This is a genomic window from Undibacterium sp. Ji83W (assembly GCF_049340385.1).
Lineage (GTDB): Bacteria > Pseudomonadota > Gammaproteobacteria > Burkholderiales > Burkholderiaceae_D > Undibacterium.
Window position 1 is genome coordinate 876,442 of record NZ_JBMPOZ010000001.1, and the last position, 25,158, is coordinate 901,599.

At 50.7% G+C, this 25,158-nt stretch carries 20 protein-coding genes and 1 pseudogene; 9 read left to right on the plus strand and 12 right to left on the minus strand.

The window, feature by feature from the left end:
• Window positions 1-82: 82 nt before the first annotated feature.
• On the minus strand, window positions 83-715 hold the full coding sequence (locus tag ACO0LD_RS03970; protein WP_423003914.1) for a hypothetical protein: 633 nt from the start codon (window positions 713-715) through the stop codon (window positions 83-85).
• Complete coding sequence (locus tag ACO0LD_RS03975; protein ID WP_423003916.1) at window positions 715-1,455, minus strand: hypothetical protein; 741 nt, start codon at window positions 1,453-1,455, stop codon at window positions 715-717. Before ACO0LD_RS03975 ends, ACO0LD_RS03970 begins: the two co-directional genes overlap by 1 nt.
• 252 nt (window positions 1,456-1,707) lie before the next feature.
• On the opposite strand from ACO0LD_RS03975, the gene ACO0LD_RS03980 reads away from it, so the two are divergent.
• Together ACO0LD_RS03980 and recQ are read left to right on the plus strand one after the other, a co-directional pair.
• Entirely contained in the window at window positions 1,708-2,553 is an 846-nt protein-coding gene (locus tag ACO0LD_RS03980) for an undecaprenyl-diphosphate phosphatase (RefSeq protein ID WP_423003918.1), read from the plus strand.
• A 39-nt stretch (window positions 2,554-2,592) separates the two neighbouring features.
• On the plus strand, window positions 2,593-4,449 hold the full coding sequence (recQ, locus tag ACO0LD_RS03985) for a DNA helicase RecQ (RefSeq protein ID WP_423004085.1): 1,857 nt from the start codon (window positions 2,593-2,595) through the stop codon (window positions 4,447-4,449).
• 74 nt (window positions 4,450-4,523) lie between these two features.
• Here recQ and ACO0LD_RS03990 read toward each other — a convergent pair whose 3' ends face one another.
• Window positions 4,524-5,234 (minus strand): tetratricopeptide repeat protein, encoded by a 711-nt coding sequence (locus ACO0LD_RS03990; RefSeq protein ID WP_423003920.1) that lies wholly within the window; start codon window positions 5,232-5,234, stop codon window positions 4,524-4,526.
• Between the two features lie 396 nt (window positions 5,235-5,630).
• Between ACO0LD_RS03990 and ACO0LD_RS03995 the strand changes: the two are divergent.
• A pseudogene (locus ACO0LD_RS03995) lies at window positions 5,631-6,866 on the plus strand (MFS transporter).
• 10 nt (window positions 6,867-6,876) lie between these two features.
• Here ACO0LD_RS03995 and ACO0LD_RS04000 read toward each other — a convergent pair.
• From ACO0LD_RS04000 to ACO0LD_RS04015, 4 genes are all read right to left on the minus strand, one after another.
• Window positions 6,877-7,137 carry a hypothetical protein gene (locus ACO0LD_RS04000; protein ID WP_423003922.1) on the minus strand — a complete coding sequence of 87 codons (261 nt, stop codon included), beginning with the start codon at window positions 7,135-7,137 and terminating at the stop codon, window positions 6,877-6,879.
• Window positions 7,138-7,325: 188 nt separating this feature from the next.
• Window positions 7,326-7,871 carry a hypothetical protein gene (locus tag ACO0LD_RS04005; protein WP_423003923.1) on the minus strand — a complete coding sequence of 182 codons (546 nt, stop codon included), beginning with the start codon at window positions 7,869-7,871 and terminating at the stop codon, window positions 7,326-7,328.
• 112 nt (window positions 7,872-7,983) lie between these two features.
• Window positions 7,984-8,166, minus strand: a complete 183-nt coding sequence (locus ACO0LD_RS04010) for a hypothetical protein (RefSeq protein ID WP_423003924.1) — start codon at window positions 8,164-8,166, stop codon at window positions 7,984-7,986.
• 113 nt (window positions 8,167-8,279) lie between these two features.
• The gene (locus tag ACO0LD_RS04015; RefSeq protein WP_423003925.1) at window positions 8,280-8,633 is read right to left on the minus strand and encodes a plasmid stabilization protein; all 354 of its coding nucleotides are present in this window, start codon (window positions 8,631-8,633) and stop codon (window positions 8,280-8,282) included.
• Between the two features lie 251 nt (window positions 8,634-8,884).
• Between ACO0LD_RS04015 and ACO0LD_RS04020 the strand changes: the two genes are divergently transcribed.
• The gene (locus tag ACO0LD_RS04020; protein ID WP_423003926.1) at window positions 8,885-9,577 is read left to right on the plus strand and encodes a helix-turn-helix transcriptional regulator; all 693 of its coding nucleotides are present in this window, start codon (window positions 8,885-8,887) and stop codon (window positions 9,575-9,577) included.
• A 46-nt stretch (window positions 9,578-9,623) separates the two neighbouring features.
• Here the strand turns inward: ACO0LD_RS04020 and ACO0LD_RS04025 are convergent, their stop codons facing one another.
• Window positions 9,624-10,058, minus strand: a complete 435-nt coding sequence (locus tag ACO0LD_RS04025; RefSeq protein WP_423003927.1) for a hypothetical protein — start codon at window positions 10,056-10,058, stop codon at window positions 9,624-9,626.
• Between the two features lie 204 nt (window positions 10,059-10,262).
• Between ACO0LD_RS04025 and ACO0LD_RS04030 the strand changes: the two genes are divergently transcribed.
• Window positions 10,263-11,333, plus strand: a complete 1,071-nt coding sequence (locus ACO0LD_RS04030; protein WP_423003928.1) for a LacI family DNA-binding transcriptional regulator — start codon at window positions 10,263-10,265, stop codon at window positions 11,331-11,333.
• A gap of 337 nt (window positions 11,334-11,670) precedes the next feature.
• On the opposite strand, the gene ACO0LD_RS04035 is transcribed toward ACO0LD_RS04030, so the two are convergent.
• On the minus strand, window positions 11,671-11,916 hold the full coding sequence (locus ACO0LD_RS04035; RefSeq protein ID WP_423003930.1) for a hypothetical protein: 246 nt from the start codon (window positions 11,914-11,916) through the stop codon (window positions 11,671-11,673).
• Window positions 11,917-12,090: 174 nt separating this feature from the next.
• On the opposite strand from ACO0LD_RS04035, the gene ACO0LD_RS04040 reads away from it, so the two are divergent.
• The 4 genes from ACO0LD_RS04040 (at window position 12,091) to ACO0LD_RS04055 (ending at window position 19,140) form a co-directional block, all read left to right on the plus strand.
• On the plus strand, window positions 12,091-14,403 hold the full coding sequence (locus ACO0LD_RS04040; protein WP_423003932.1) for a TonB-dependent receptor: 2,313 nt from the start codon (window positions 12,091-12,093) through the stop codon (window positions 14,401-14,403).
• A gap of 326 nt (window positions 14,404-14,729) precedes the next feature.
• Entirely contained in the window at window positions 14,730-16,619 is a 1,890-nt protein-coding gene (locus ACO0LD_RS04045) for an amylosucrase (RefSeq protein ID WP_423003934.1), read from the plus strand.
• A gap of 188 nt (window positions 16,620-16,807) precedes the next feature.
• Entirely contained in the window at window positions 16,808-17,812 is a 1,005-nt protein-coding gene (locus ACO0LD_RS04050) for a PfkB family carbohydrate kinase (protein ID WP_423003936.1), read from the plus strand.
• Complete coding sequence (locus ACO0LD_RS04055) at window positions 17,809-19,140, plus strand: MFS transporter (protein WP_423003938.1); 1,332 nt, start codon at window positions 17,809-17,811, stop codon at window positions 19,138-19,140. The genes ACO0LD_RS04050 and ACO0LD_RS04055 overlap by 4 nt, the downstream gene beginning before the upstream one ends.
• Window positions 19,141-19,194: 54 nt before the next feature.
• Here ACO0LD_RS04055 and ACO0LD_RS04060 read toward each other — a convergent pair whose 3' ends face one another.
• The 3 genes from ACO0LD_RS04060 to ACO0LD_RS04070 form a co-directional block, all read right to left on the minus strand.
• Complete coding sequence (locus ACO0LD_RS04060; protein ID WP_423003940.1) at window positions 19,195-21,018, minus strand: tetratricopeptide repeat protein; 1,824 nt, start codon at window positions 21,016-21,018, stop codon at window positions 19,195-19,197.
• Window positions 21,019-21,071: 53 nt separating this feature from the next.
• Window positions 21,072-23,183, minus strand: coding sequence for a hypothetical protein (locus ACO0LD_RS04065; protein WP_423003942.1), 2,112 nt, complete (start codon window positions 23,181-23,183; stop codon window positions 21,072-21,074).
• Window positions 23,184-23,379: 196 nt separating this feature from the next.
• Window positions 23,380-25,110, minus strand: coding sequence for an Hsp70 family protein (locus tag ACO0LD_RS04070; RefSeq protein ID WP_423003944.1), 1,731 nt, complete (start codon window positions 25,108-25,110; stop codon window positions 23,380-23,382).
• Window positions 25,111-25,158: the final 48 nt, after the last annotated feature.

Sequence of the window (25,158 nt, forward strand, 5' to 3'; positions counted from 1 at the left end):
ATCACTGCTGCATCAGCAACATTGGTGGTCTGAGTTTAAAACCTTCTTTAGAAATCAGCAATGACGATCGCAATAATGCGTCTCAAATCTTGATGCGCATGGAATCACCGCTCAAAAAGAACAGTGAGATGCCGTCTTCATTTTGATTGACGCGCACAACAGACTGTTCCAGGCTGGCGGCATATAGCTTGCTACCATCATGACGGAAGATACCAAACCACATGCGCTGGGTACTGGTACGGGAATTAGCGGCCAGCAAGAGGTAATCGCGCCCACCTATCTGCACTTCGCTGGCTTGCAATTCGCCCATGTAAAAGGCGGAGGGTATGCGTTCCAGCATGATGCGCAGGCCATCATGATAAACCTGGATCAACACACCATTATCAGTGCCTGAGCGTACGAAATTGAATTCAAATGAACCCATCCTGGTAGGTGTATTGCGGCGTACATGGACATGGTCGGCAAAGTCAGCAAAATAATTATTGCGGTCAGTGCGCTTCTTGTTTACTGCTTGTTGGGTGATTTCTGTTTGCACATGTTTCTCCTTAAATTCAGGGTAATTCCAGGCTTCTTCTCTGACTGCATCGCTGTCTCGTGCTGCCCAGGCAATACCGCCGCCGATGATGGGTAGAGGCACAAAGCAGCCACTCAAATTCATACATAAGCAAGCAATCAGAGCAAAGCGAAATGGCGCTACCCCTGGCTTGCTATCCATTAGTGTTCCGGCCTGATCAACAAACGCCTGCCTGAGCCAGAGGTATCCACCATGGAGATACCGTCGGCATGTTCAGTAAACTGCCAGTGACCATGCGGCAGGCCGATGCGATAGACAGGGCTGCCATCAGCCGCAAATATGGCCAGCCACATGGGCCTGTGTAAAAAACCATTTGCCACCGTCAGCACATAAGTTTCATCACCGACCCTGAGCTTGGCAGCTTCCAGGCGGCGGTAACTTTGCTCACCGGTAAACGCGGGCGATATGCTTTCTTTCAACAGGAACTGACCATTTCTGCTGATCTGCACTTCATCAATCAGGCTTGCGGTCATCACGCCGCTATCTACCGGCATGCTGCGCTGCTGGCGCGGTGATTTGCGGTAAGTGACCACAAACTCTTGCAAACGCGCTGGCACGCTGCCATCTACCTGAATATGGTGGGCAAACTGGGCAAGATGTTGGTTGGCGTCCGGCAAGCGCCAGACATATTGCTGCCGCACCACCACGACTTCGACCTGGTTACTACGGTATTCAGTCAAGACAGCTTCGCCGCTGTCATAACCCAGCCCGGCCTGAGTTGGTTGAACAGGCATGGTGGTGCTGCAAGCAGCCAAGCCCATTGCCGCCCCGATTACCATCCCCACTGCCATGCCCGCACGCGAACTGGCGCCAAGGCCAGTCTTGCAAAATGCAATAAATCGTTTGGGTTGCAGGGACATGCGATATCTAGCCATATTCATAAACAGCTCGAAGTATCGCGATGGATAAGTTTGGCGACAATGAAATTAGATAAAGTACTGAAATACAGTACTTCAGGTGCAGGTTACTGCCATCTGGCAAATCAAAAACAATGGCAAAATTGATAATTTCCATGTTTGGGTGCAGGTCATTCAAAGACCATTCACAGTCTATTACCAGCAAATTTCCAAGCAGGTGTGGCGGGCGACATGCTAAGCTTCGTCCCGACTAAAACTTCATTATTTTCGTGTTTTATGGATCTACTACTCGCCGTCAAAATCATCATCATGGGTATCGTCGAAGGCTTGACGGAATTTTTGCCCATCTCCTCCACCGGTCACCTGATTTTGACAGGGAGTTTGCTCAACTTCACCGGCGAAAAGGTGAAGGTCTTTGAGATCGTCATACAGGCAGGTGCGATTTTCGCTGTGTGCTGGGAATACCGCGCCAAGATCGCCAGCGTCGTCAGCGGCCTGGGCAGCGATCCCAAGGCGCGCAAATTTGCCCTGAACCTCATCGTCGCCTTTTTGCCAGCAGCCGTACTGGGCTTGCTATTTTCCAAAAAAATCAAGGCCGTCTTGTTTGCGCCAGTACCGGTTGCCCTTGCCTTCATCATCGGCGGCATCATCATCCTGTTTGTTGAGCGCAAACATGCAGGCGCTGACAACCACGACAATAGCCATGCGCGCATACAAACCGTGGATGATATGAGCCTGCTGGATGCATTGAAGATAGGCCTGGCGCAATCGCTGGCACTGATCCCTGGTACCAGCCGTTCTGGTGCAACGATTATTGGCGGCATGCTGTTTGGCCTGTCACGCAAAGCTGCAACTGAATTCTCTTTCTTTCTGGCGATACCTACCCTGCTGGGTGCCACTGTGTATTCGCTGTACAAGGCGCGTGAAGATTTGTCGATGGCTGACTTGCCCATGTTCAGCCTGGGTACGGTTGCGGCATTTATATCAGCCTTCTTTTGCGTGCGCTGGTTGTTGCGTTATATCAGCTCGCATAATTTCAATGTGTTTGCCTGGTACCGTATTGCCTTTGGTATCATGATCCTGATCACCGCCTACACTGGCGCGATTACCTGGGCAGACTAATTGGTGACAACTGAGGTGACAACAGAATTGACAACGGCAGTGACAGCAGCGGGCTATAGCAATACCGGGACCAGCGACAATACAGTAGACCAGGCTTTGCATTTATTGCAGACCATCTTCGGCTACCCGGCTTTCCGCTCCCAGCAAGGGCAAATCGTTGAGCATGTCGTCAATGGCGGCGATGCCCTGGTGCTGATGCCTACCGGTGGCGGTAAGTCCCTGTGTTACCAGATACCGGCATTGATACGCGATGGCGTAGGCATAGTCGTATCGCCACTGATCGCCCTCATGCAGGACCAGGTCGATGCCCTGGCCGAGGTGGGTGTACGTGCCGCCTTCTTGAATTCCACCCAGAGCTTTGATGAAATCCTGGCGGTGGAAAAGAAGATGCGCGAAGGCGATATTGATCTGGTATATATCGCCCCAGAACGCCTGCTGACCCAACGCTGCCTGGAACTGCTGCAAGTTGTCAACATCGCCCTGTTTGCGATTGACGAGGCCCATTGCGTTTCGCAATGGGGCCATGATTTCCGCCCTGAATACATCAAGCTATCAGCGCTGCATGAGCGCTTTCCTAACGTACCGCGAATTGCCCTGACAGCAACGGCTGACCAGCAAACCCGTGATGAAATCATTCATCGCCTGCAGCTGGAAAACGCAATGCAGTTCGTGTCGTCTTTTGACCGCCCGAATATCCGCTACCAGATCGTCGAAAAAGCTAATGGCCGCAAGCAATTGCTGGACTTCATTACGGCCCAGCACAGCGGTGATGCTGGCATCGTGTATTGCTTGTCACGCAAAAAGGTCGAAGAAACTGCTGAATTTTTGAACGAAAACGGTATTAGCTCCCTACCCTATCATGCCGGTATGGACTTGCAAGACCGCAGCCGTAACCAAGCGCGCTTCCTGCGTGAAGATGGCATCGTCATGTGCGCCACCATCGCTTTTGGCATGGGCATAGACAAACCCGATGTACGCTTTGTCGCGCATCTGGATTTGCCAAAAAGCATAGAAGGCTATTACCAGGAAACTGGCCGTGCAGGCCGTGATGGCGCTACCGCCAATGCCTGGATGGCATATGGCTTGCAGGATGTAGTACAACAGCGCCGCATGATTGATGAGTCAGAAGCCAATGAAACCTTCAAGCGTGTGCAAAGTGTCAAACTCGACGCCATGCTCACGCTATGTGAAACCCTGAATTGCCGGCGTGCCCACATCCTTGAGTATTTTGGTCAGAAGGCTGAGCCTTGCGGCAATTGCGACACCTGCATCAGCCCACCGGTTTCTTTTGATGGCAGTGTGGCGGCGCAAAAAATCCTGTCCACAGTCTATCGTGTGGACCAGCGCTTTGCAGCTGGCCACGTCATCGACATCCTGCGTGGCATTGATACTGAGCGAGTGCAGCAATGGCGGCATGAAAAACTGTCCACCTATGGCATAGGCTCAGACAAGAGCGAAGCCGAATGGCGCGCCCTGCTGCGCCAGATGATCGCCCTTGGCCTGGTCGCCGTCGATTATGAAAACTATAGCTCACTGAAACTGACAGAAGCATCACGTGCGGTACTGCGCGGTGAAATCAAGGTGCAGTTACGCCAGTACAAAAAAGCCGAGAAAGCCGTCAAGCACAAACGCCAGTCAGCCAAGGACTTTGCCGAATCCGATCTCGACAGCAAAGCCCAAACCGTATTCGACAAGCTGCGCTGGTGGCGGGTGGAAACGGCACGCACCCATAACGTGCCAGCCTATGTCATCTTCCCTGACGCCACCCTGCGTGAAATCGCTCGCCAGCAGCCCGCTACCCTGTCGGCTCTGCGTGCGATATCCGGCGTGGGTGACAAGAAACTGGAAAGCTACGGTAAAGAGATTATTAGTCTGATTGAGGAATTGCAGGTTTAGTGTTTTGTAGGGCAAACCTGGCCGGATAGGAGTTCGGCCAGATAGTCTGCAAGCCCACAGCAACACGACGCATTTCACTTGAGTTTGGACTTTTGTTCCCGCACATAAGTCAATTCATTACGCGCTTTGACATCGTTTTTATCAAGCTCCAGACATTGCAAGTACACTTGCTCTGCCTCGTCCAGCTTGCCTTGTTCAACAAAGACGTAAGCCTTGCCGCGCATAGCCTGGCCTAGCTCGGCATTTTTTGTGGCTGGTTCTGAGTATTTACCTGCGTTTTTCTCAGCCAGCTCGAAAGCGTTTAAAGCCATTTGCCAATTTTTCTCTTGTTGATAAACATGTCCAAGCTCTGCGCGATATTGAAAATTGCCAGGCGAGAGTGCAATAGCACGTTCGAGCAATGGCCTGGCTTCACCCAATTGTCCCAAGCTGACGAGTGCATAGGCCTTCAAATAATAGGCGTCAGCCCAGTTGGCGGACAACACCACGGCACTATTCTTACTCTGATTGGCCGATTCCAATAAATAAGCCAAGGACTCAGCAGTAGATCGGGCACAAAATATTTTTTGCTTGCTGCCCTTATATTTTCGCTCATAACTGGTAATCACCTTGTCAAAATAAGGGATAGCCTGTTTGATTTTTCCAGACCTGACCAGGCTGGCACCTTCATTAAGAACTTGCAGGTATTGCGCTTCTTCTGCTGGAGCCGCTTTGTTCTCTTGCGCCCAGACCGGGGCCTGCAAGGCTAAAAATGTTGATATCAATAAATTAAAGATTAATTTCAAGGATGCTCCCGGGTTCTGTCATGAAGGATGCTTTGCTTAGGCTTATCTGCAAAACAAGCATTACGATGTTGCCAAATATTAAATGAGATACTAAGCGAGAAGATGCTAAGCGAGATCAAGTTTAGCCAGAAATAACTGATTACTTAAACTCAACAAAGTCATATCTGAACAAATCTGCATCTGCTACTTTTTTTGGTTATCCAACCAAATTTATCTTGCAGATAACAAGCGCTTCGCATAATATTCAAATATTGGTTATTCAACCAATAATTATTCGCTTAAATTAATACAGGCACACCAAAGCCAATCATGAACCATCAAATTGCCCTCGAACAAGGAGAGACGTCAGATCTTTCATCCCGCAGCAAAATGACTGGCAAGCGTGGCCGGGCGATCATGCTATTGGTGTTTCTTACTTTACTAAACATCCTGAACTTTGCCGACCGTTTCCTCATGCAAGGTTTTGCAGTAGACATGATCCGTGATCTGCATTTGAGCAACCTTGAATTCACTTTATTGACCGGCTTTGTTTTCACCACGTTTTACACGGTGATGGGATTGTTCATGGGGGCGCTGGCAGACCGCGTACACCGGCCACGTCTGATTGCCATAGGTATTTTTAGCTGGAGTGCGCTGACTGCAGCCACCGGCTTTGCCAATAATTTCATGCAACTGGGTCTGGTGCGCATGTTCACTGGCGTCGGTGAAGCGACCTTGACGCCTACAGCTTTGGGCTTGCTGGGAGATAGATTCAGGCAAGATCAACGCGCTTTCGCTGCAGGCTTCTACTATCTGGGTGCCCCCATAGGCATAGGTGCAGCTTTTATTATTGCTGGCACTCTGGGGGCTGCAATAGGCTGGCGCAATTGTTTTTTTGCTCTGGGCGCAATCGGTGTGGTGTTGACTGTTTTTTTGTTTTTCTTGCGTGAACCACGTGACGAACAAGAAATAAAATAGGCTGCCAGCAAACGCCCTGTCACTGCCGTCTATGCAGAAATCCTGCAAGCCTTGCGTGCGTCGCCCGCTTTGTGCTTGCTCATCCTGGGTGGTGTCCTGGTGATTTTTGCCCAGGGTGCATTTGTGCTTGACCAATTATGGCTGGTGCAAGAACGGCACATGAATCAAAAATCTGCCCAGCAGCTGGCTGGCGTCATGTTTATCGCTGGTGGTGTGCTGGGAGCACTGCTGGGTGGCTATCTTGCGGATCTGCTGCAAGCGCGCCGTGCCGGTGGGCGCTTATGGTTCCTGGCGTTGATTTATCTGCTAGGTGTACCGGTAGGCTATATCTACCGCCTGCTTGATACCACGGGCATGGCGTTTTATATCTGCATGTTCATAGGCAGCATGATGATTACCATAGGATATGGCCCCTTATTCGCCTGTCTGCAAGATCTGGTACCTGCGCAATTGCGCTCTACCATGACAGCATTCATGATCTTGTGCATGACCTTGTTCGGCACTTCGCTTGGCAACCTTGCCGTGGGTGGCTTGGCTGACGTGTTCAGAACCGCTGCCTACAGTACACCTATCACCATCGCCGTGATGGTGACCATGACACCCTGTTTACTGGCGATACCTTGCTTCGCCATGGCGGCAAGAATAATGGAAAAAAATGACGGGCAACTTAATTAATTCAGCTTAATTAATTCAAATCGGCCAGTATCGCATCGATCTTTAATTTGGCGTCACGGATAACGGCAAGCTTGGCTTCGGTTTCGCTGCTTGCCTTGAAGGGGCCACTGAATTGCTGGGCAATTTCCAGTCCTTCAGCACCATACTTTTGCACTTCGCCACTGGTAGACCAATGACCATCGGGCCTTGGAAAGGCGATCACAAAAATATCATAATTCTTGTAATGCATGGTGGGTGTTCGCTCAATTGCAGCTTGAAATCTGCTGTTCATGCTAGCTCCTGATCAGGTATGTCAGTACCTGTAAAACTGTATAAGTAGAATGTGGGAACAATACCTTAGATGTCAGACACGCTGGACTGGCATAGTCGGCAGATAATGCTTACACCGGTTTGTAAAAATTGTTGGGGGGACTAAATCAATTGATTCATTAATTCATGTCTTTGCCTGAATACCGAATTTCAATATTCAAAAACAGCAAGCACCCTCACACCTCGGTGAGCTGCGCCACGCAAGCGTAAGGCGCCTTTTTCGCTGAAGCGGTATTCCAACCAAAGATGGTCATTACCGCTTTGAGAATAGCGCAGGCCGAACCTGGACAAAGTGCCCGGTTTTTCCTGCTTACCGGGAAGATTGGCAGACTGACTGTAGTACTCTTTCGTGACACGGGTATACAAGTCCTGTCCATTCGCTGCCTGAGTACTTCCCCCTCTGCTGGCAAGCTGCGCGTCAGTAACTGGTGGCACAGGTGGGCCATTCAATTCAGCTTTGTCAGCTACATTGTCAACCACACGCGCTGGCGCTGCTTTTTCATTCAATACGCTGGCATCGTCAGGCTGCCTGGATTTCCTATCAATGGCAGGCAGCTCTTTAGATAGTTCTTTGGAGAGGCTGGCCTGCTGCGCGATCATTTCAGTGTCCGGGGAAAATATTACTTCTTGGGCACAGGCGAATTGTGCATACATCAGCAGGCTGCATACGACCAGGGCTAAATAGTGAGCGCTCATGATCATCTCTTCACGAAAAATGAAGTGAGCAAGATCACGGCCAACATTCCATACAAGATGAGTTGTGGCGTATGCATGATCTTCCCCCTCGGTCAGATTGTGTTTGTTGCAGTCAATTTTCGACCAGGTTCATATGCCCTGGCAACTTGGAATATGAACGACCTTGTGGCAATTCTATTCTGATATGGGCGTATTCCCATTCAACTTCATTCGCTTCCGCCGCAGCCTTTGCGGTCCGTAATGCAACGAGCAACCATTGATGTGCCGGTGCTTTATTGATACCGATGATAATCATGATCTTACCCATGCAGAAGATTTATATAATTTTTTACGTTTCTTTTTTGCTTCTTTTTTTGCTTCTTTTTTACTTTATTTATTACTACTTATTGCTTACTGCTCTTATTGTTCTTATTGTTCTTGCCGTTTAATACGCCTGCCATAATCAACTGCCTGCTCCAGTTCTGCCTTGTTCATGCCTGAGCGGCCCCGGATATTCTTCCTGCGTGCTTCCTGATATAACTGCGCAAAAGTGCGACCTGCAGGTCCGCTATGTGAATGAAGTCCGCCACGCCTCCCCGCAGGAATATCCTGCTGGGAGGTATTGCTCGCTTCTTTGCTTTCACCATGCTGCGCCCTTTCTTTGTTAACGGTGCGTGCAGCAATTTCTGTAGCCAAACCGGGCTTACGGCCACTTTTAATTAAACCATCCTTGATATGTTTGAACTGGCGCTCTCTTTTTGCGCTCCAGGTGGCTTGTGGCATTGTCAACTCCCCGTATCTGATTTCCAACTTACTCCGCTACTCTTCCCTGCATCCATGACCTGTATACTAGCCTCCAGCCTTAAAGAACAAAATCGGACGAAGACGATAGTTACGTAAGATTACGCTGACGAAGTTGCTGTAATGCAGTGCAAGCTCGGCAAGGCGCAAGATCGATGTGCAACAGGGTAAAATTGTGCAAATTACTACTGACAAATGAATTGCCATGACCCAGATAACAACTGAAGATACGTATGTCGCGCACTGAACGCCTGCTACAGCTGATGCAAGTCCTGCGCCGACACCGCTATCCCGTTAATGGTGCAAGCTTGTCACAAGAACTGGGTATCAGCCTGCGCAGCCTGTATCGCGATATCGCCACATTGCAAAGCCAGGGCGCAAAGATTGCTGGTGAAGCTGGCATAGGCTATGTCTTGCAACCCGGCTTTACACTGCCACCTTTGATGTTCACTGAAGAAGAAATCGCCGCCATTGCCCTTGGCTCAAAATGGGTGGCGCAGCAAGCTGACCATAAACTGGCATTGGCTGCGCGTGATGCATTGGCAAAAATCGCTTCGGTCTTGCCAGCAGAAGCGCGGCTGGAACTGGAAACCAGCGGCTTGCTGATCGGCCCCGGCTGCAAGAGTGACGGCAATGATGAACAATTACGCCAGATACGCCTGGCCATACGCAAACAGCACAAACTCGTGCTGGAGTATCAGGATGAAACCGGCCAAGCCAGCGAGCGCACCATCTGGCCCTGCGCCCTGTCCTTCTTCGATAACCTGCGTATCATTGTCGCCTGGTGTGAATTGCGCAATGATTTCCGGCATTTCCGTACAGACCGCATACAGGGCTTGCAGGTAGCCGACCAAACCTATCCGCGCGCCCGCCAGGCTTTGTTGAAGGAATGGCGTGAACAACAGGGGATCAGGCCTGAGCGTTAATACATCATGTTTTTGCAGTCACAAGTAAATACTAAAACTGACATACTCAATCGACGTGCGTCTCCTGGACTGGCAAACCCGCCTCTTTCATTTTCGCCGCGATCATTGCGCCTAAGACCATGTCCGTGATGGTCAATTCCTTACCATTTTCAGAGTTTGCCTTGTAAAACCCTCTATTGTGAGAATCAAAAATGACTTTCAATCCTAGCGATGCAGCAGAAGCAGACAAGTGCCGGGCCTCGATATTTCCAAGGCACTCTTTGCTTGTGTAGCTTGTACAAGCTTTTAATATGCTGTACACATGCGACAGTGATTCACGTTCGAACTCTGGTAGCAATTTGTGCAAATTAATAATGTCACTTTTGCTTGGTCCTCCTGCTCCAAACTGAAATCGAAAATTCCATATTACGTGATCTAATATTGTCAGTGTCCATCCGGGCTGACTGCCATCCCACAAGTATGTGTATTCCTGCAAATTCATTTTTTCTCAGCGAATGAGGTTCGCATCCAATAATAAAAGGAAAAAAATCTTCTCTATGATAATGGCAACCACCTTAACCGTGTCATTATCCTGAGGCGTGAATATCCTCAAATGATCAGGACAATTTGAATGCGACTAGTCTTATTCAGTTTTATAATGCATTCTGGAATCTAGCATGTGTTGCACTTAACAATCTCAGAAAAAATGATGAAAGCCAAGACGGACACCACAGCAGACATACACAAGTCCGCCAGCAAAGAACAGCGCCGTTTGCAAATGGCTGATATTGCGCGGCTGGCCGGGGTCTCTACCTCGACGGTGTCACGTGCCCTGAGTGGTAGCAGCCTGGTCAATGATGAGACTCGTCAGCGCATTGCTGAGCTGGCACGCTCACTCAAATATTCCATCAATATTGATGCCCGCAATTTGCGCCTGAAGCAGACACGCACGATTGCCGTAGTCGTGCCCTTTGATTCTGAAACCCGCCAGCATTTATCGGACCCCTTCTTCCTGGGCATTTTAGGTAGCCTCGCCGATGCATTGACCGACCGTGGCTTTGACATGCTGTTGTCACGCATCGATGCAGAGCATCTGGATAACGCGGCGCAGATTTTTGATACTGGCCGTGTACTGGGCGTGATACTGATAGGCCAGTGGCGTCACCATGACCAGTTGAACCAGCTGGCTGCACGCCACGTGCCCATCGTGGTTTGGGGTGCGCAATTACCGCAGCAATTGTATGTGACCGTGGGTAGTGACAATGTCACTGGCGGGCAAAAAGCCACTGAGCATCTGCTGCAAAGCGGCCGCAAGCGCATCGCCTTTTTTGGTGACACGCAATTGCCTGAAGTAGCGCAACGCTATGAGGGTTATTGCAAGGCGCTGGCGCAGCACGGCATAACTCTTGACGAGAAACTGGTCGTCCCTGCTTCCTTCATAGAAGAAGGTGGCAAACTGGCAGTGGCAGAACTGTGCAGCCGCAAAACCAGCTTCGATGCCCTGTTTGCCTGTAGCGATTTGCTGGCCATGACCAGCATCAACAGCCTGCGCGAAAATAATTACCGTGTGCCGGATGATGTCGCCGTGGTTGGTTACGACGACATAGAACTGGCACGCTACTTTCACCCGCCACTGACTACCGTACGCCAGCCTATGGCACAAGCTGGCCTGGCACTGGTCGATGCCCTGTTGACCCTGATAGAAGATGGCAATAGCGAGGCGCAGTTATTACCTACTGAATTGATGATCAGGGCGAGCAGTGTTTGTATTGGGTAGTGCAACTCATGTGAGATTTTCCTTCGCTGGCAATGTTTCTTGCCTTTCAAATTCTCTTGTAAAAATTTCGCCCTTCCGTTAACTGGTGCATTGGAACACACCCTGCGGGGGCAGGGCAAGCGTAGTTTATTCAAATTATGACTATACGCTGCAACCGATTGCAATAACTCATAAGAATTTGAAGTATTCCTACAGAAAACCTCAATACTCCCCCTTGATTTTCATTGTGCATCGCAATATAAATGACTCTATTCAGCCACTCTGTTGCTCACAAAACACAAAGCCTGCCAGATGCTCTTGTTACATTGTGATGAGCGCGAATAACCGGGAAATCTGCTTAAATTTCATAGTACGCAATCCTTTGCCCCAAAATCTTCTTTTCCCCCGCCTTCCACACCATTAAATTTACCATAAAGAAATGTTGCACCATTTTATTGCAACGCATCTTTGCAATCGATTGCAATAAAATGTAATTTACCAGATAATTCTCTTCACCTGCACTACAAAAGATCTTCAACAGCGTTTGCCTTGGCAAACCAGGGATCGCAAAAAAGCGCCATAGAGTACGACGGCTGGTTTTCAAATTAAATCTGCCTGAACGTCCAAAGAGCGCGGCGAAAATTGTTGGAGGTCTTTTGTGACTGACACAGCATCACAGCTACCAGCGTGATGCGGATGTTCAGGCAATAAGGTAAGACACACGCATGCGCAGACTTATTCTGCGCGGCTTTATAAAATGATGACAGCGGAGACAGCAATGAAATCATCACACATCAAAATGACGCGCATGGCCAGCGTCATTTCCCTGGCCTTACTGCACATGAACGGTGCATGGGCGCAAGACAATACAGCAGCAGTAGACAAAGATAAAAACTCCCTGAACTTGAATTCCGTCATCGTGACGGGTACTCCTACAGGCACTTCAAAGATGAAGGCCAGCGTATCCATCAGTACCATTGATGCTGACCAGATCTCTCAATCAGCCCCGACCAATGCGGCAGAAATTTTGCGCTCTATCCCTGGTGTGCGTGCAGAATCATCAGGTGGTGAAGGTAATGCCAACCTGACTGTGCGCGGTGTGCCTATTTCTGCCGGTGGTGCGCGCTATGTGCAATTCCAGGAAGATGGTTTGCCACTGCTGCAATTTGGCGATATCGCCTTCGTCACACCAGACATGTATCTGCGCGCCGATGGCAGCCTTTCACATCTGGAAGTAGTACGCGGTGGCACGGCATCAACAATGGCCACTAATTCACCAGGCGGCATCATCAATTTCATCAGCAAGAATGGTAATGAAAAAGGCGGCAGCATAGGCATCAGCAAGGGTGTGGATTTTAGCCAGACCCGCTTTGACTTTGATTACGGCGCGGCTCTGTCTGACAAGACACGCGCCTTTATCGCTGGTTATTATCGCAGTGGCGACAGCTCACGCCCAGCTGGTCTGACAGCTGAAGAAGGTGGCCAACTGCGCGCCAATATCACGCATGAACTGGACAATGGCTACCTGCGCCTGAGCTTCAAGCATCTGGACGATAAAACACCGATGAACATGCCAGTGCCAGTCAGGACGGTGAATGGCAATATCTCGGAACTGCCCGGCATAGACCCGCGCACGGCCAGTTTTTATTCCCCCTACTGGACACGCGATATTGTTCTCGACAAAAACAATAACAAGATAGCGACGAATGTGAACGATGGCCTGCATGTCGTCAACAATGCCTTTGGTGCAGAAGCATCCTTGAAACTGGGTGGAGGCTGGACCCTGGATGAAAAATTCCGCAAGTCGAATAATACAGGTCGCTTTATTTCCATCTTCCCGGCTGATGCTGGTGTCAGCGGTGCCGCAGCAACGAATATGACTTACGCCACCGGCCCCAATGCGGGCAAGGCATACACTGGTGCAGCATTTACGGCAACGGTCTTCAATACCTCAATCGATGACCTGGGCAGTACCGTCAATGACATGAAATTGTCCAGGGTATTTGAGACATCCAGCGGCAAGTTCGCCACTACCGTAGGTTGGTATTCGTCCCTGCAAAACCTGGGCGTGACCTGGAACTTCAATCAATACCTGATGCAGTCCAGCGGTGACAAACCTGCACTGCTGAATTCAAATGGCACGATTGCCGGAACACCTGGCTTACTGGCACAAGGTACAGATGTGTTCGGCGGCTGCTGCAACCGCAATATCGATGCGCAATACAAGACCAATGCCATGTATGCCAACCTCGGTTGGGAAAGCGGTAACTGGAACCTGGATGGCAGCCTGCGCTATGACAAGCAGGATGCCAGCGGCACCTTCAACCAGGCAGTCAATCAAAGCTATCGTGCGGCCAATACCAAATTCATCAACTACGGCGTGAACCATACGTCTTACTCTTTCGGTGCCAATTATCGTGTCACCAAAGATGTCGCCGTGTTTGCCCGCGTCAGCGAAGGCATCGCCTTCAATGCCGACCGCATCATGTTTGGCAACCCGCTGGATGGCAGCACACCGATCAGTACCAATATCGTCAAGCAAACCGAGGCAGGTGTGAAATGGAAAGCCGGCAGCTTCAGCAGCTTTGTGACCCTGTTCCAGGCGAAGACAGAAGAATCAAATTTTGAGGCAACAACACAAAAATTCACCGCCAATAACTACGATGCCAAAGGTGTGGAAATCGAAGCCAGCTATCGCTACAACGCCTTCCGTGTCACTGGTGGACTGACCTACACCAACGCCAGCATCACGGCAGCGAATGACAAATCAGTGGTCGGCAAGACCCCACGCCGCCAGGCCAGCTACACCTATCAGATTGCCCCCACCTATACCATGGGTGAAACCGTCTTCGGTGCCAGCCTGATAGGTACCAGCAAGTCTTACGGTGACGACGCCAACACCCTGATCCTGCCCGCCTTCCACGTCCTGAACGCCTTCGTCAACTACAACATCAACGACCACGTCCAGGTCTCACTGAGCGTCAACAACCTGACGAACAACATAGGCTACACCGAAGTAGAAGGCGACGGACACGCAGCAAGATCCATCAATGGACGCAGCATTAAAGCGTCACTTAAGTATAGTTTTTAAGAAGCTAGGATGGAGCGCAGCGAACATCTCCCTCCCGTGCGTAGGAAGCGTGGAGGGGGTGTAGCGAGCGGCGTCAGTTTGGGTTAAGACGCGCAGTCGTACTTTAAGTACGTCGAGCATCGCAGACCCAAAATCACGCCGCGCAGTAGCCCCATCCACGCTTCCGGCAATAGTCCCTGGTAGCACTTTAGGCTCCCCTACACCCCCAACATGTGGGGGAGCCATTTTTACTGACCCGTTTTTTCTAAGGCACTGCCTGCACCATGTCTGTCGCATCGAACACAGCACCATTCCTCACAGCCTTGCTCAGCAAGCTAGCACCGGACATGCACGCGAGCATAATGTCCAGGCTGGCAAAACATCTCCCCGATTTATATAAAACGCTGCAGACCCTGTATGGTGATAAATTCAGTAATGAACAAGCTTATGCCACATGGCTGACAGAACTCTTGCAAGTCACAGGCGAGGCCATCGCGGCACGCCCCCTGCCCTTGCAAGCTCTGGATGACGCCAGAAGTGCAGACAAGAACTGGCTCACCAAAGAAAACATGTTTGGCTATTGCTGCTATGTAGACCGCTTTGCCGGTGACTTGCGCGGCGTGCAAAAGCGTATCCCGCATCTGCAGGAACTTGGCGTGACTTACCTGCACTTGCTCCCTTTTTTAAAAGCCCGTGCTGGCGAAAATGATGGTGGCTTTGCCGTAGCCGATTTTGATGCGATAGAACCGCGTCTCGGCAATATGGCGGACCTGGAAGAGCTCAGCACTGCCCTGCGTGCAGCAGGGATTAGCCTGTGTTCTGACTTTATCCTCAACCATGTGGCAGATGATCACCCCTGGGCTATCGCGGCAAAGCACGGTGACCCGCACTACCGCGATTATTTTTATCATTACACTGACCGCACAACCCCGGATAATTTTGAAAAAAATCTTGGCCAGGTTTTTCCGCAAGTTGCCCCTGGCAATTTCAGCTTTGTACCTGAACTGCAGGAATGGGTATGGACTACCTTCTACCCTTACCAGTGGGATTTAAATTACAGCAACCCCAAGGTCTTTGCCGAGATGGCGGCAGCCCTGTTGCGTCTGGCGAACCGTGGCATCGAAGCTTTTCGCCTCGATTCCACCGCTTTCTTGTGGAAGCGCGCAGGCACAAAATGCATGAACCAGCCAGAAGCACACCAGATTTTGCAAGCCTTGCGCAGCCTGGTGGATATCGCCGCTCCCGGCGTCTTGCTAAAGGCTGAAGCCATTGTTGAAACGGCAGAACTGCCCGCCTACCTTGGCAGCAACGATGAGACAAATTCAAAACAGGAATGTCACCTTGCCTATCACAGCAGCCTGATGGCAGCCTCCTGGGTAGCGCTGGCAGAACAAGACACCAGCCTGTTGCGCCATGTATTTGCTGGCACGCCAGCACTACCGCAACAAAGTAGCTGGCTGACTTATGTACGCTGCCACGATGATATAGGCTGGAATGTGCTGCGGCCTGAAGCCAGTATGGAGGCAGAAGATGTACAGCAAAGGCTGGCCAGGGTATCCCGCTTTTATAGTGGCGACGACAGTTATGCCCGCGGTGCCAGCTTCCAGGCCAATGACCCGGCAGCAGTACACGGCACGGTCGGCATGGCTGCGGCGCTGACCGGCTTTTCCAGCGCACAAACAGCAACAGAAAAACACCTGGCCAGGCAACGTCTGCTACTCTTGTATGGGCTGAGTTTTTGTTTTGGCGGCATGCCGCTGATCTATATGGGTGATGAGCTGGCGCAGGTGAATGATGAGGCATATCAGCAAGTTCTGGCACAGTCTGCAGATAGCCGCTGGCTGCACAGGCCCGTCTGGGATAAAGAATTATATGGGCAGCGTCATTCCAGCTCGCATGATGCTGGTGCTGTATTCAATGCGCTTGCTCATATGTTGCAGCAACGGCGGCAATTGCCGCAACTGGCAGCGCAAGCTGCACGGTATTTGTTGAATGCAAAAGATCCTGCCGTGCTGGCTTTCTTGCGTGGCAGCACGGATGCACCTTTGCTGTTTTTGGGGAATTTTTCAGGACATAGTATCAGCTTGAATATAGCGGAACTGTTGGCGGGCTATGATACTCCTGGACAAGGCTGGATTGATCAGTTGAGCAAGCTTGATGTTGATCTTACCGTGACATTACAAGCATATTCGCAATTGTGGTTGGTAAGGAAACAGGGAAATATGACCAAAAACTAACTCCCTCCCCTTCAAGGGGAGGGCTGGGGTGGGGATGGGGTTCGGTAAAAAATACTTGCCAACTTAATTGAAGAAACCCATCCCCATCCCGACCTTCCCCTTGAAAGGGAAGGAGAAAACTGGATATTGCACAAATACTCGCCTTTCGTAATTTTCGCAATTCAAGCCCGCTAACAGAAGAGAAACCCATGTCATTGCAAAGCAAACCCATCATCATCTTTGGCGAAACCCTGATCGATGACTTCCCGGATCAGCCTGTAGTTGGTGGCGCGCCTTTCAATGTGGCACGCAGCCTGGGTTATTTTGATTGTGCGCCCCTGGTGATTTCTCGCGTGGGCAATGATATGACTGCAGAATTGATACGCGCTGACATGCAACGTTTCAAATTGTCTGCAACTGGCTTGCAGACTGACCAGCACTACCCTACTGGACGCGTCAAGGTGACGCAAGACGATAGTACGGACAAGGCCAAACACCATTTCGAGATTTTGGCTGAGCAGGCATATGATTATATAGACAGCCAGGCGGCCACAACAGCCATGCAACAAGCCAGCCCCGTGCATGACCAGGGTATCTTTTACTTTGGCACACTGGCACAAAGAAACCCTGTATCACGCGCAGCCTTGTATGCTTTGCTTAAAGAGACAAAGGCAATCAAATACCTGGACTTGAATTTACGTGCCATGCAATACAGCCTGACGACGATAGAACAATCATTGCAGTTTGCCGACATACTCAAAGTCAATGAAGAAGAATTGCAGATACTGGCAGAAATTTATCTGAGCAAACCAAAACAAGTGAGCGAATGTGCACTGGATGATGCAGATATTCAGGTTTATGCAACAGCATTAATCCAGCTATTCAAGCTGCAAGCCATCATCACCACCCTGGGTGAACGCGGTTATGCCTATCTGGATAAGTCTGGGCAATACCTGCGTAGTGCAAGCGAAGCCGCCAAAGTTGAAGTCGTTGATACCGTAGGCGGTGGCGATGCCTTCTCCGCCATCTTTTTACTTGGCATGCAGCGCGGCTGGCCACTGCTCACCAGCCTGCAACGTGCCCATCAATTCGCTGCAGCCATCTGCGGTGTACGTGGTGCAGTTGCCAGCGATGCAGGCTTCTATGAACAATGGCAACAGCGCTGGGATACTGAAACCCTGCCAGCAACTGCAAGCGGCGGAGCAAAACCATGAATGCAGCCACAGCCAGCCCGCAACAGGTGACAGGCAAACCCCGTCTGTCATTCTGGCAAATCATCAACATGAACTTTGGTTTTTTTGGCATACAGTTCAGTTTTGGTTTGCAGCAAAGCAGCATGAGCCCCATCTATGCCTACCTGGGCGCTGACGAGGCCAGCCTGCCCTATTTGTGGCTGGCAGGTCCGGTGACAGGTTTGCTGGTGCAACCGCTGATCGGCGCCATGAGTGACCGCACTGTCAGCCGCTGGGGTAGACGCACGCCTTACTTCCTGATTGGTGCCGTGCTGTGCAGCCTGGGCTTATTGATCATGCCCTTCAGTTCTACGCTGTGGATGGCAGCTGGTTTGTTGTGGATACTCGATGCTGCCAATAATGTCACCATGGAACCGTATCGCGCCTTTGTCAGTGACAAACTCGATGCCAGCCAGCATTCTGTCGGCTTCCTGACGCAAAGCGCTTTTACTGGACTGGGGCAAACCCTGGCCTACCTGACACCATCGATACTGGTGGTGGCAGGCATGAACAGCAATAGCGTCAACAGCCATCACATCCCCTATATCGTCATCGCGGCTTTTATCATCGGTGCGGTGTTTTCGATTGCCTCTATCTTGTGGACTTTGAAGACGACGCCAGAGATTCCTCTCACTGCCGAGCAACTGGCACAAATCAGGCAACAGGCCACCGGCTGGCGTGCCACCCTGGCTGAAATAGGTCTGGCAATAAAAGAAATGCCGCCCACCATGCGCCAACTGGCGCTGGTCAAACTGTTCCAGTGGTATGCCATGTTTTGCTACTGGCAATACATCATGCTGTCACTGGGGCGCAGCATATTTGGCACCAGTGATCCCAGTTCTGCCAGCTTTCGTGAAGCAGGATTATTGAATGGACAGATAGGCGCTTTCTACAACTTCATCGCCTTCATTGCCGCCTTCGCCCTGGTGCCCTTTACCCGCCGCTTTGGCCCCAAGATCAGCCACGCAACATGCCTGACACTGGCAGGCTTGTGCATGATGAGCATACCAGCCATACATACGCCAGCGCTATTATTCATCCCCATGGTAGGCGTGGGCCTGGCCTGGGCCAGTATCATGGGCAACCCTTATATCATGCTGGCAGGCAGCATACCGGCAGAGCGCACGGGGGTGTACATGGGTATCTTCAATATGTTTATCGTCATCCCCATGATCATACAAATTTTCACCCTGCCGTTGTATTACCATGCCTGGCTGGGTGGTAATCCTGAGAACGTGATCAGGCTGGCGGGTGGCTTACTGATTTGTGCGGCGCTGGCGGTGGGCTTGGTTAAGCTACAGAAAAAATAGAGCGTGGCCCACTAAACTGGAATCTGCCTGATAAAACTAAAATAGCTAAAATAACTAAGCGCAGCCTGCATATTTTTTCTTTTTGCAAATCTGGAGCAATTTGTCTTTAGCCTTTTGATCATGATGTGCAGCAGCTTCGGCATATAAGGTGGCCGCCTTCGCCATATCAACTGCCTGCTTTGCCAAGCCACGTTCATACATTTGTGCCAGCACTCTTTGCCCAATTGGATTATTTTGTGCTGCGCTCCTGGAGGCAAGGTCATATGCCTTTAGTTCGTCTTTACGGACACCGTCCTCGCCATTCAAATAAGCAATCGCAAGATTGGCTTCAGCATTTGCATCCTTGCCTTCTGCCGCAGCCTGCATCCACACCAATGCTTTCTCTGGATTGCGCTCTACGCCTAAGCCCTTGTCATATAGTATCGCGAGCATGAACTGGGCACCAGCATGGCCTTTTTTTGCAGCCAGCTCGTAAAAATGGGCGGCTTTTCCTAAATCTTGATGACCATTCCTGGTCGCGTAATAATAATTACCCATCATCAATTGCGACCTGAGCTCGCCCTGCTCTGCTGCTTTTGAATACCATTTATATGCTTGCGTTAAGTCTCTTTCAACGCCATTCCCGACATCATAAATCCACGCCAATTGATAAGATGCGTCCGCGCTACCTTTTTCTGATGCCATTTCCCAAAAATAAATCGCTTCAGCTACATTGCGAGTTTTGCCAGCGTGCCCGCTAAAATAATTTTCACCGATTTCCTTGAGCCGTTCTGCATTCAAGAGCAAATCTTCCTGTTTTCTTTCTACCGTGCCCAAGTAACTATTATCTCTGTATGTGCTCTGATCTTGAGTATTTTGTGTATTTTGTGTATTTTGTGAGGGCGGTATAGACCTTACGGCTGGATCTGGCTTCTTGTCCCCCAATCCGGCAATCCAGGATATTAAAAAAAGGCAGAAAAATACACCCAGCGTAAACTTGGCCCTGAAATAAGGTATTTCCTTATTTTCTCGTGAATCTTGAAGTGAGCTCTGCTCCTTTTCAGTAGAAGCATCATGTTGTATAGCCTCGTATCTGGCATACCATACTTCGATATTGTTCCTGCTGGAGATCATGACCGCCCAAACCGGGTATAGATCCAGTATGCGTAGCATCAAGGGGAAGTGTACTGACAGGTAATAGTGTGCAGGCTCGCTTTCATGTCTTGCTTTCATCAGCAAAGCCCACTGGCCTTCTCGGATGGCTTCACTCTTTTTATTGAATTCTGCCTGCTCCAGAAGTGCCCGGCCTAGTATATGTCCACCCTCGCCCCAATTCAGCAAGCGCTTGCTATCTGTTTTCCATCCAAAATGGTCCCCGGCAACATCAAACAATTCGCCATTGCCTGGCTGCCAACCTTGCAGAAGGTATTGCGCAATCATTTGCTCAAAGGCCAAACCGGTTTCCATGTGTATCAGGCGTTCATCATCAAGCGTCTGCAAAAAACGCTCGCCAGCATAGGCTGGCGTATCCAGATGCCTGCGCATGTCTTCTATCATTGCTACGACAATCTGATAGGCAATAGCTTCCGGACTGTTTGCATCATCAGATGCTGCTTGCGCATGCTCAGCAGCAGATGTCTCCTGCGTGACAGCATCTTGCACGGTCGCCCCGGCTGACAGATCAACATCTGGGGCCTGCACCTTTTCCGCAATCTGTTGTCGCTGGTACTGTACCCATGCCATCGCCTCTTCAAAGGCGTCACGCAATTCCTGAAAACCTTCAAGATCAGTTTCCTGGTCTATCAGTTTCAGTTGTTTGGCGTAGACACGCTTGACTGTGCGCTCATCTGCATCCACATCCAAATCGTGTTCAAGGAAAAAGCCTGGCAAATTAGACATAAGAAGTCAGATACAAGAAAGCGGTGACGGGTTACAGGTTGCAGGTTGCAGGTTCAGCGAACAATTGAGCTTGGTCTCACGTCCGCTCCTTGATAACTACATTGAGGGTAATTTGAAAACATGCACAAGTTTTTTAAATACCTGCTTGCATCCTTGTCACCTTGAGCGGCTGCCTTGCCATACCATACTGCTGCACTCACCAGATCGACAGAATACCCACCGAGGCCTTTTTCGTAGACTTGACCAAACATTCTTTGCCCGACAATATCGTTTTGACGCGCGCTTAGCATAAACCAGTAAGCTGCCTTTTTTTCGTCTTTTTCACTGTCATAAGTACCATGCAGCCGTATCATGCCTAACTCGCTCTGCGCGATGGATAGTCCTTTTTCTGCGGCGGCAACAAGCAGGTCCAGCGCCCGCTTACCATCTTTTTTGACGCCAGTGCCAGAGGCATACATATGTGCCAGCCTGACTTGTGCCAGACTATGGCCACGATCTGCCGCCAGCTCATACCAGTGCAGGGCCGCAGCAATGTCTTTGGGCCCGCCCTTACCTTCAAAGTAGTAATCACCAGCCATCACTTTTGCAGCCAGATGACCTTGTTCGGACGCCTTGATAAACCATTTGAGCGCTTCAGCCTCGTCCCTGGCAGTGCCTTCGCCTTCCTGATAGGTCCAGCCTAATTGATACGATGCGCGCACATACCCACTATTGGCGAGCTGCGTCAGACTGCCGATAGCCTTGGCCGCAGATTCAGGGTCTGGTTTTGGTGTCTTGAGTACTGCGAATGCCGCATTGAATTTTTCTTCTGGCGTAGCTGGCGCTTTGACTTGCTGCCTGCCCGGCTCTGGCGTGTCCTTGGTCCACATTCCATGGATAGCCACGCCAAGCACCATGATCACGATAAAGGCCAAATAAATTCTCGACAACAGACGCCCGCCCCGTTTCAGGGATTCAAAAAAGGAGACTTTTTCATAGCCGCTGGCCTTTGCGCGGGGCCGCATTTTAATCGGTTCTTTCTCGGGTGCGTCATCGTTTTCAAATGAGTGGGAAGTGGATTTAGTCGTGGAAAAAGCTTTCCAGGCAAGGAAATTGTCCTTGCTGGTCATCATCCAGATCCAGATTGGATACAGCTCAGCCATGCTTTCCAGTTTTCTCAAGTCCCTGCCACGACTTGTGGCACCTGGCGGGGGCGGCTTTCTGAATTTGAGCAATAAATCTCTTTGACTCTGCTTTTCCAATGTTCCCTGAGACTGGAAAGCACTCATTTCCATGAATGCCAGGTCAAGCAGATGACCTGGCTGCCCCAGATTCAGCATGCGTTTTCTGTCCTTGTTCCAGCTAAAACATTCAAAGGCTGCATCAAGCAATTCGCCATTGCCATAGCGCCAGCCTTTTACCAGATAGGCGGCCAGCATGCGTTCAAATGCATGTCGTGCTTCCATATGATACAAACGTGCATCGTCCAGCACTTGGCGCAGGCAATGACCGGCAAACTCCGGCTTATCCGCCTGGGCACGCATGGCTTTCAGCATTTCGGCAAAGACTTGCTCAGCAAGCGTAGCGGGAGAAAGTCCGGCTGCTTCTGCAGGGCCTGGCTGCCTGGCTTGAGGTTTTGCTTGTGGCTTGGCTTGTGTCTTTGGTTCTGGTTTGGACTCTGACTTTGGTTCTGGTTTGGATTCTGGCTTTGGTTCTGGTTTGGATTCTGGCTTGGCTTGTGATTTTTCCTGCGACTGCGGTTCTTTTTTAAACCTGGGTGGCGTGGGCTGCAGTGGCTGCGGCCAGTTTATCTGATCCAGCGTCTTTTTTACTTTAGATGCCGCTGCATCTTGCTTACGCTCCGGCACTGGGGCCACGGGCCTGGCAGCTTCAGCTTGCGGTTTGGCAATCTCCAATACTGGTTCAACAGCAGGCTTTAGTTCAGCAGATTTATTCTTTTCTTTTTTTGCACTGTCTTCATATTGCGCTGTATCTGGCGTCATCCGGCTGCGATACTTCAGCCATTCCAGCGCATGTTCATAAGATTCGCGCAGGACTTGAAAACCTTCAAGATCATGTTCCTGGTCTATCTTTTTCAGTTGCCTGGCATAGGTGCGTTTGACAGCACGCTCGTCAGCATCGGCAGCGAGTTCGTATTGCTGGAAAAAATAGGGTAGGTTGGACATGATTACAATTAATTATTCGCTGGCCAGGTAAACCAACCAGGCTAGCCGAGCATGTGGTAGCAGTATGGTATGCGGCAGCAGCTTGAGGTTTTGATCTGATTGAAAATACCGCAGCCCTGCCTCTGATTAAATCTGCCTGCCTATGTCTGCCAGAACTGGCACTACCCGAGCCTGATGCAACCGGGGCAGCGCATGTTCAGTTTGGCTGTGGATCAAAATCAGAATGCAGATGACTGTCACTTTCTATCGAAGCCAGGACTTCGGAGAAGCGGGTCTTGGCCGCACTGATGTGCCGTGGATTCTGGGTTTCCAGCACCGCTTCAAATTCAGCAATTTGCTGTCCCAGCCAGTTACGCAGGTCGCCGCGCACTTGCTGGTAAATACGGTCAGCCCTGGCCAGCAGGGTGCGCATTTCCATTGTATCGCGGGGATGCATCTTGATTTTTTCGAGCTCGGCGAAACGTTGCGCCACCTCGGCATCGCTGAGCATGCCGGGGTTACCCTGTATCACCAGCACCTGGCTGTCCTTGCTTTCCACCAGCGTCGCCCTGACTTCGAGCAAACCATTGACATCATAGGTAAAACGCACATCAACACCCTTGCTATCAATATCATTCCCGGCAGGCAAATTCACATCCAGTTTGCCTAGCGGAATATTATCCTTGACCAGGCGCGACTCGCCCTGGTAGATGCGCAGCTCGACCACACGTTGACGTGCATCCATAGGGAAATACCGCTTAACCCGGCTAACAGGCACCGCAGAATTACGCTCTATCACTGGTGAAAAATGCCCAATAGCGTCCTTGCCATCTGCCAGCTTGATACTGACCTCTATACCCAGTGAATACGGTGCCACGTCCGTCATCACCACTTCTTCCAGCGCGGCGTCTTTCATCTTCAGGCCAGCCTGGACTGCGGCACCCATGGCCACGACTTCATCTGGATTGATATCGCTGGTGGGGAAACGGCCAAACATCAATGTCACCAGCCGTTTGATGACAGGCATGCGGGTAGCACCACCTGCCAGTACGATGCTGTCAAGTTCATTGGCGCGAATATTGGTGTCGCGCAGGGCGCGCTCTACCGGTTCACGCATGCGCTTGAGCAAAGGGGCGCAGAGTTTATCCAGCGCCTCTTCATCTATTTCCATGCTCAAGTCATTGCCATCCAGCTGGATTTGCACTGTGGCTTGCTGGCCGGTCGACAAGCTACGCTTGGCCGCCTCGGCAGATGCGCCCAGCCTTTGCATGAACATGGCGTTATTGCGCAAGCTGCTGCTTAAGGTATTACGCTGGAAGAACAGGTCGACAATCGCATTCGTGACATCTTCGCCCCCCAGGAAATTATCTCCGGCAGAGGCGCGTACTTCCATCACGCCTTCAAACAATTCAAGGATGGACACGTCAAAAGTGCCACCACCAAGGTCAAATACCAGGAAGCGGCTTTCACTGTCGAGCTGGTGCATGCCATAAGCCAGGGCTGCCGCACTCGGTTCGTTCAACAGTCGATCGACGGTCAGACCTGCCAGCAAACCCGCCGTGCGGGTGGCTTTGCGCTGTGCATCAGAGAAATAGGCGGGCACGGTAATCACCGCCTCAGTGACAGCTTTACCGAGAAATGCCTCGGCATCAGCCTTCAGCGACTTCAGCACAAAGGCAGACAATTCTTCTGCACGGAATTCACGCTCACCCAGGCGCACTTTCTTGTCACTACCCATGTAACGCTTGAACACTGCTGCCGTGCGCTCAGGATGGGTCTGCAAGCGCTCTCTGGCGGCCTTGCCGACCAAGATAGAACCATCGGCATCCAGACTGACGCAGGAAGGCGTCAGCGTTTCTCCCAGACCATTGGGTACCAGTTGAGATTTGCCATCTTTCCAGACCGCAACCAGACTATTTGTTGTTCCCAAATCAATACCGATGATCATGCTGACACTACTCCCGCGCTTGTTCCAAGCTCAAATCAAATAAAGTGT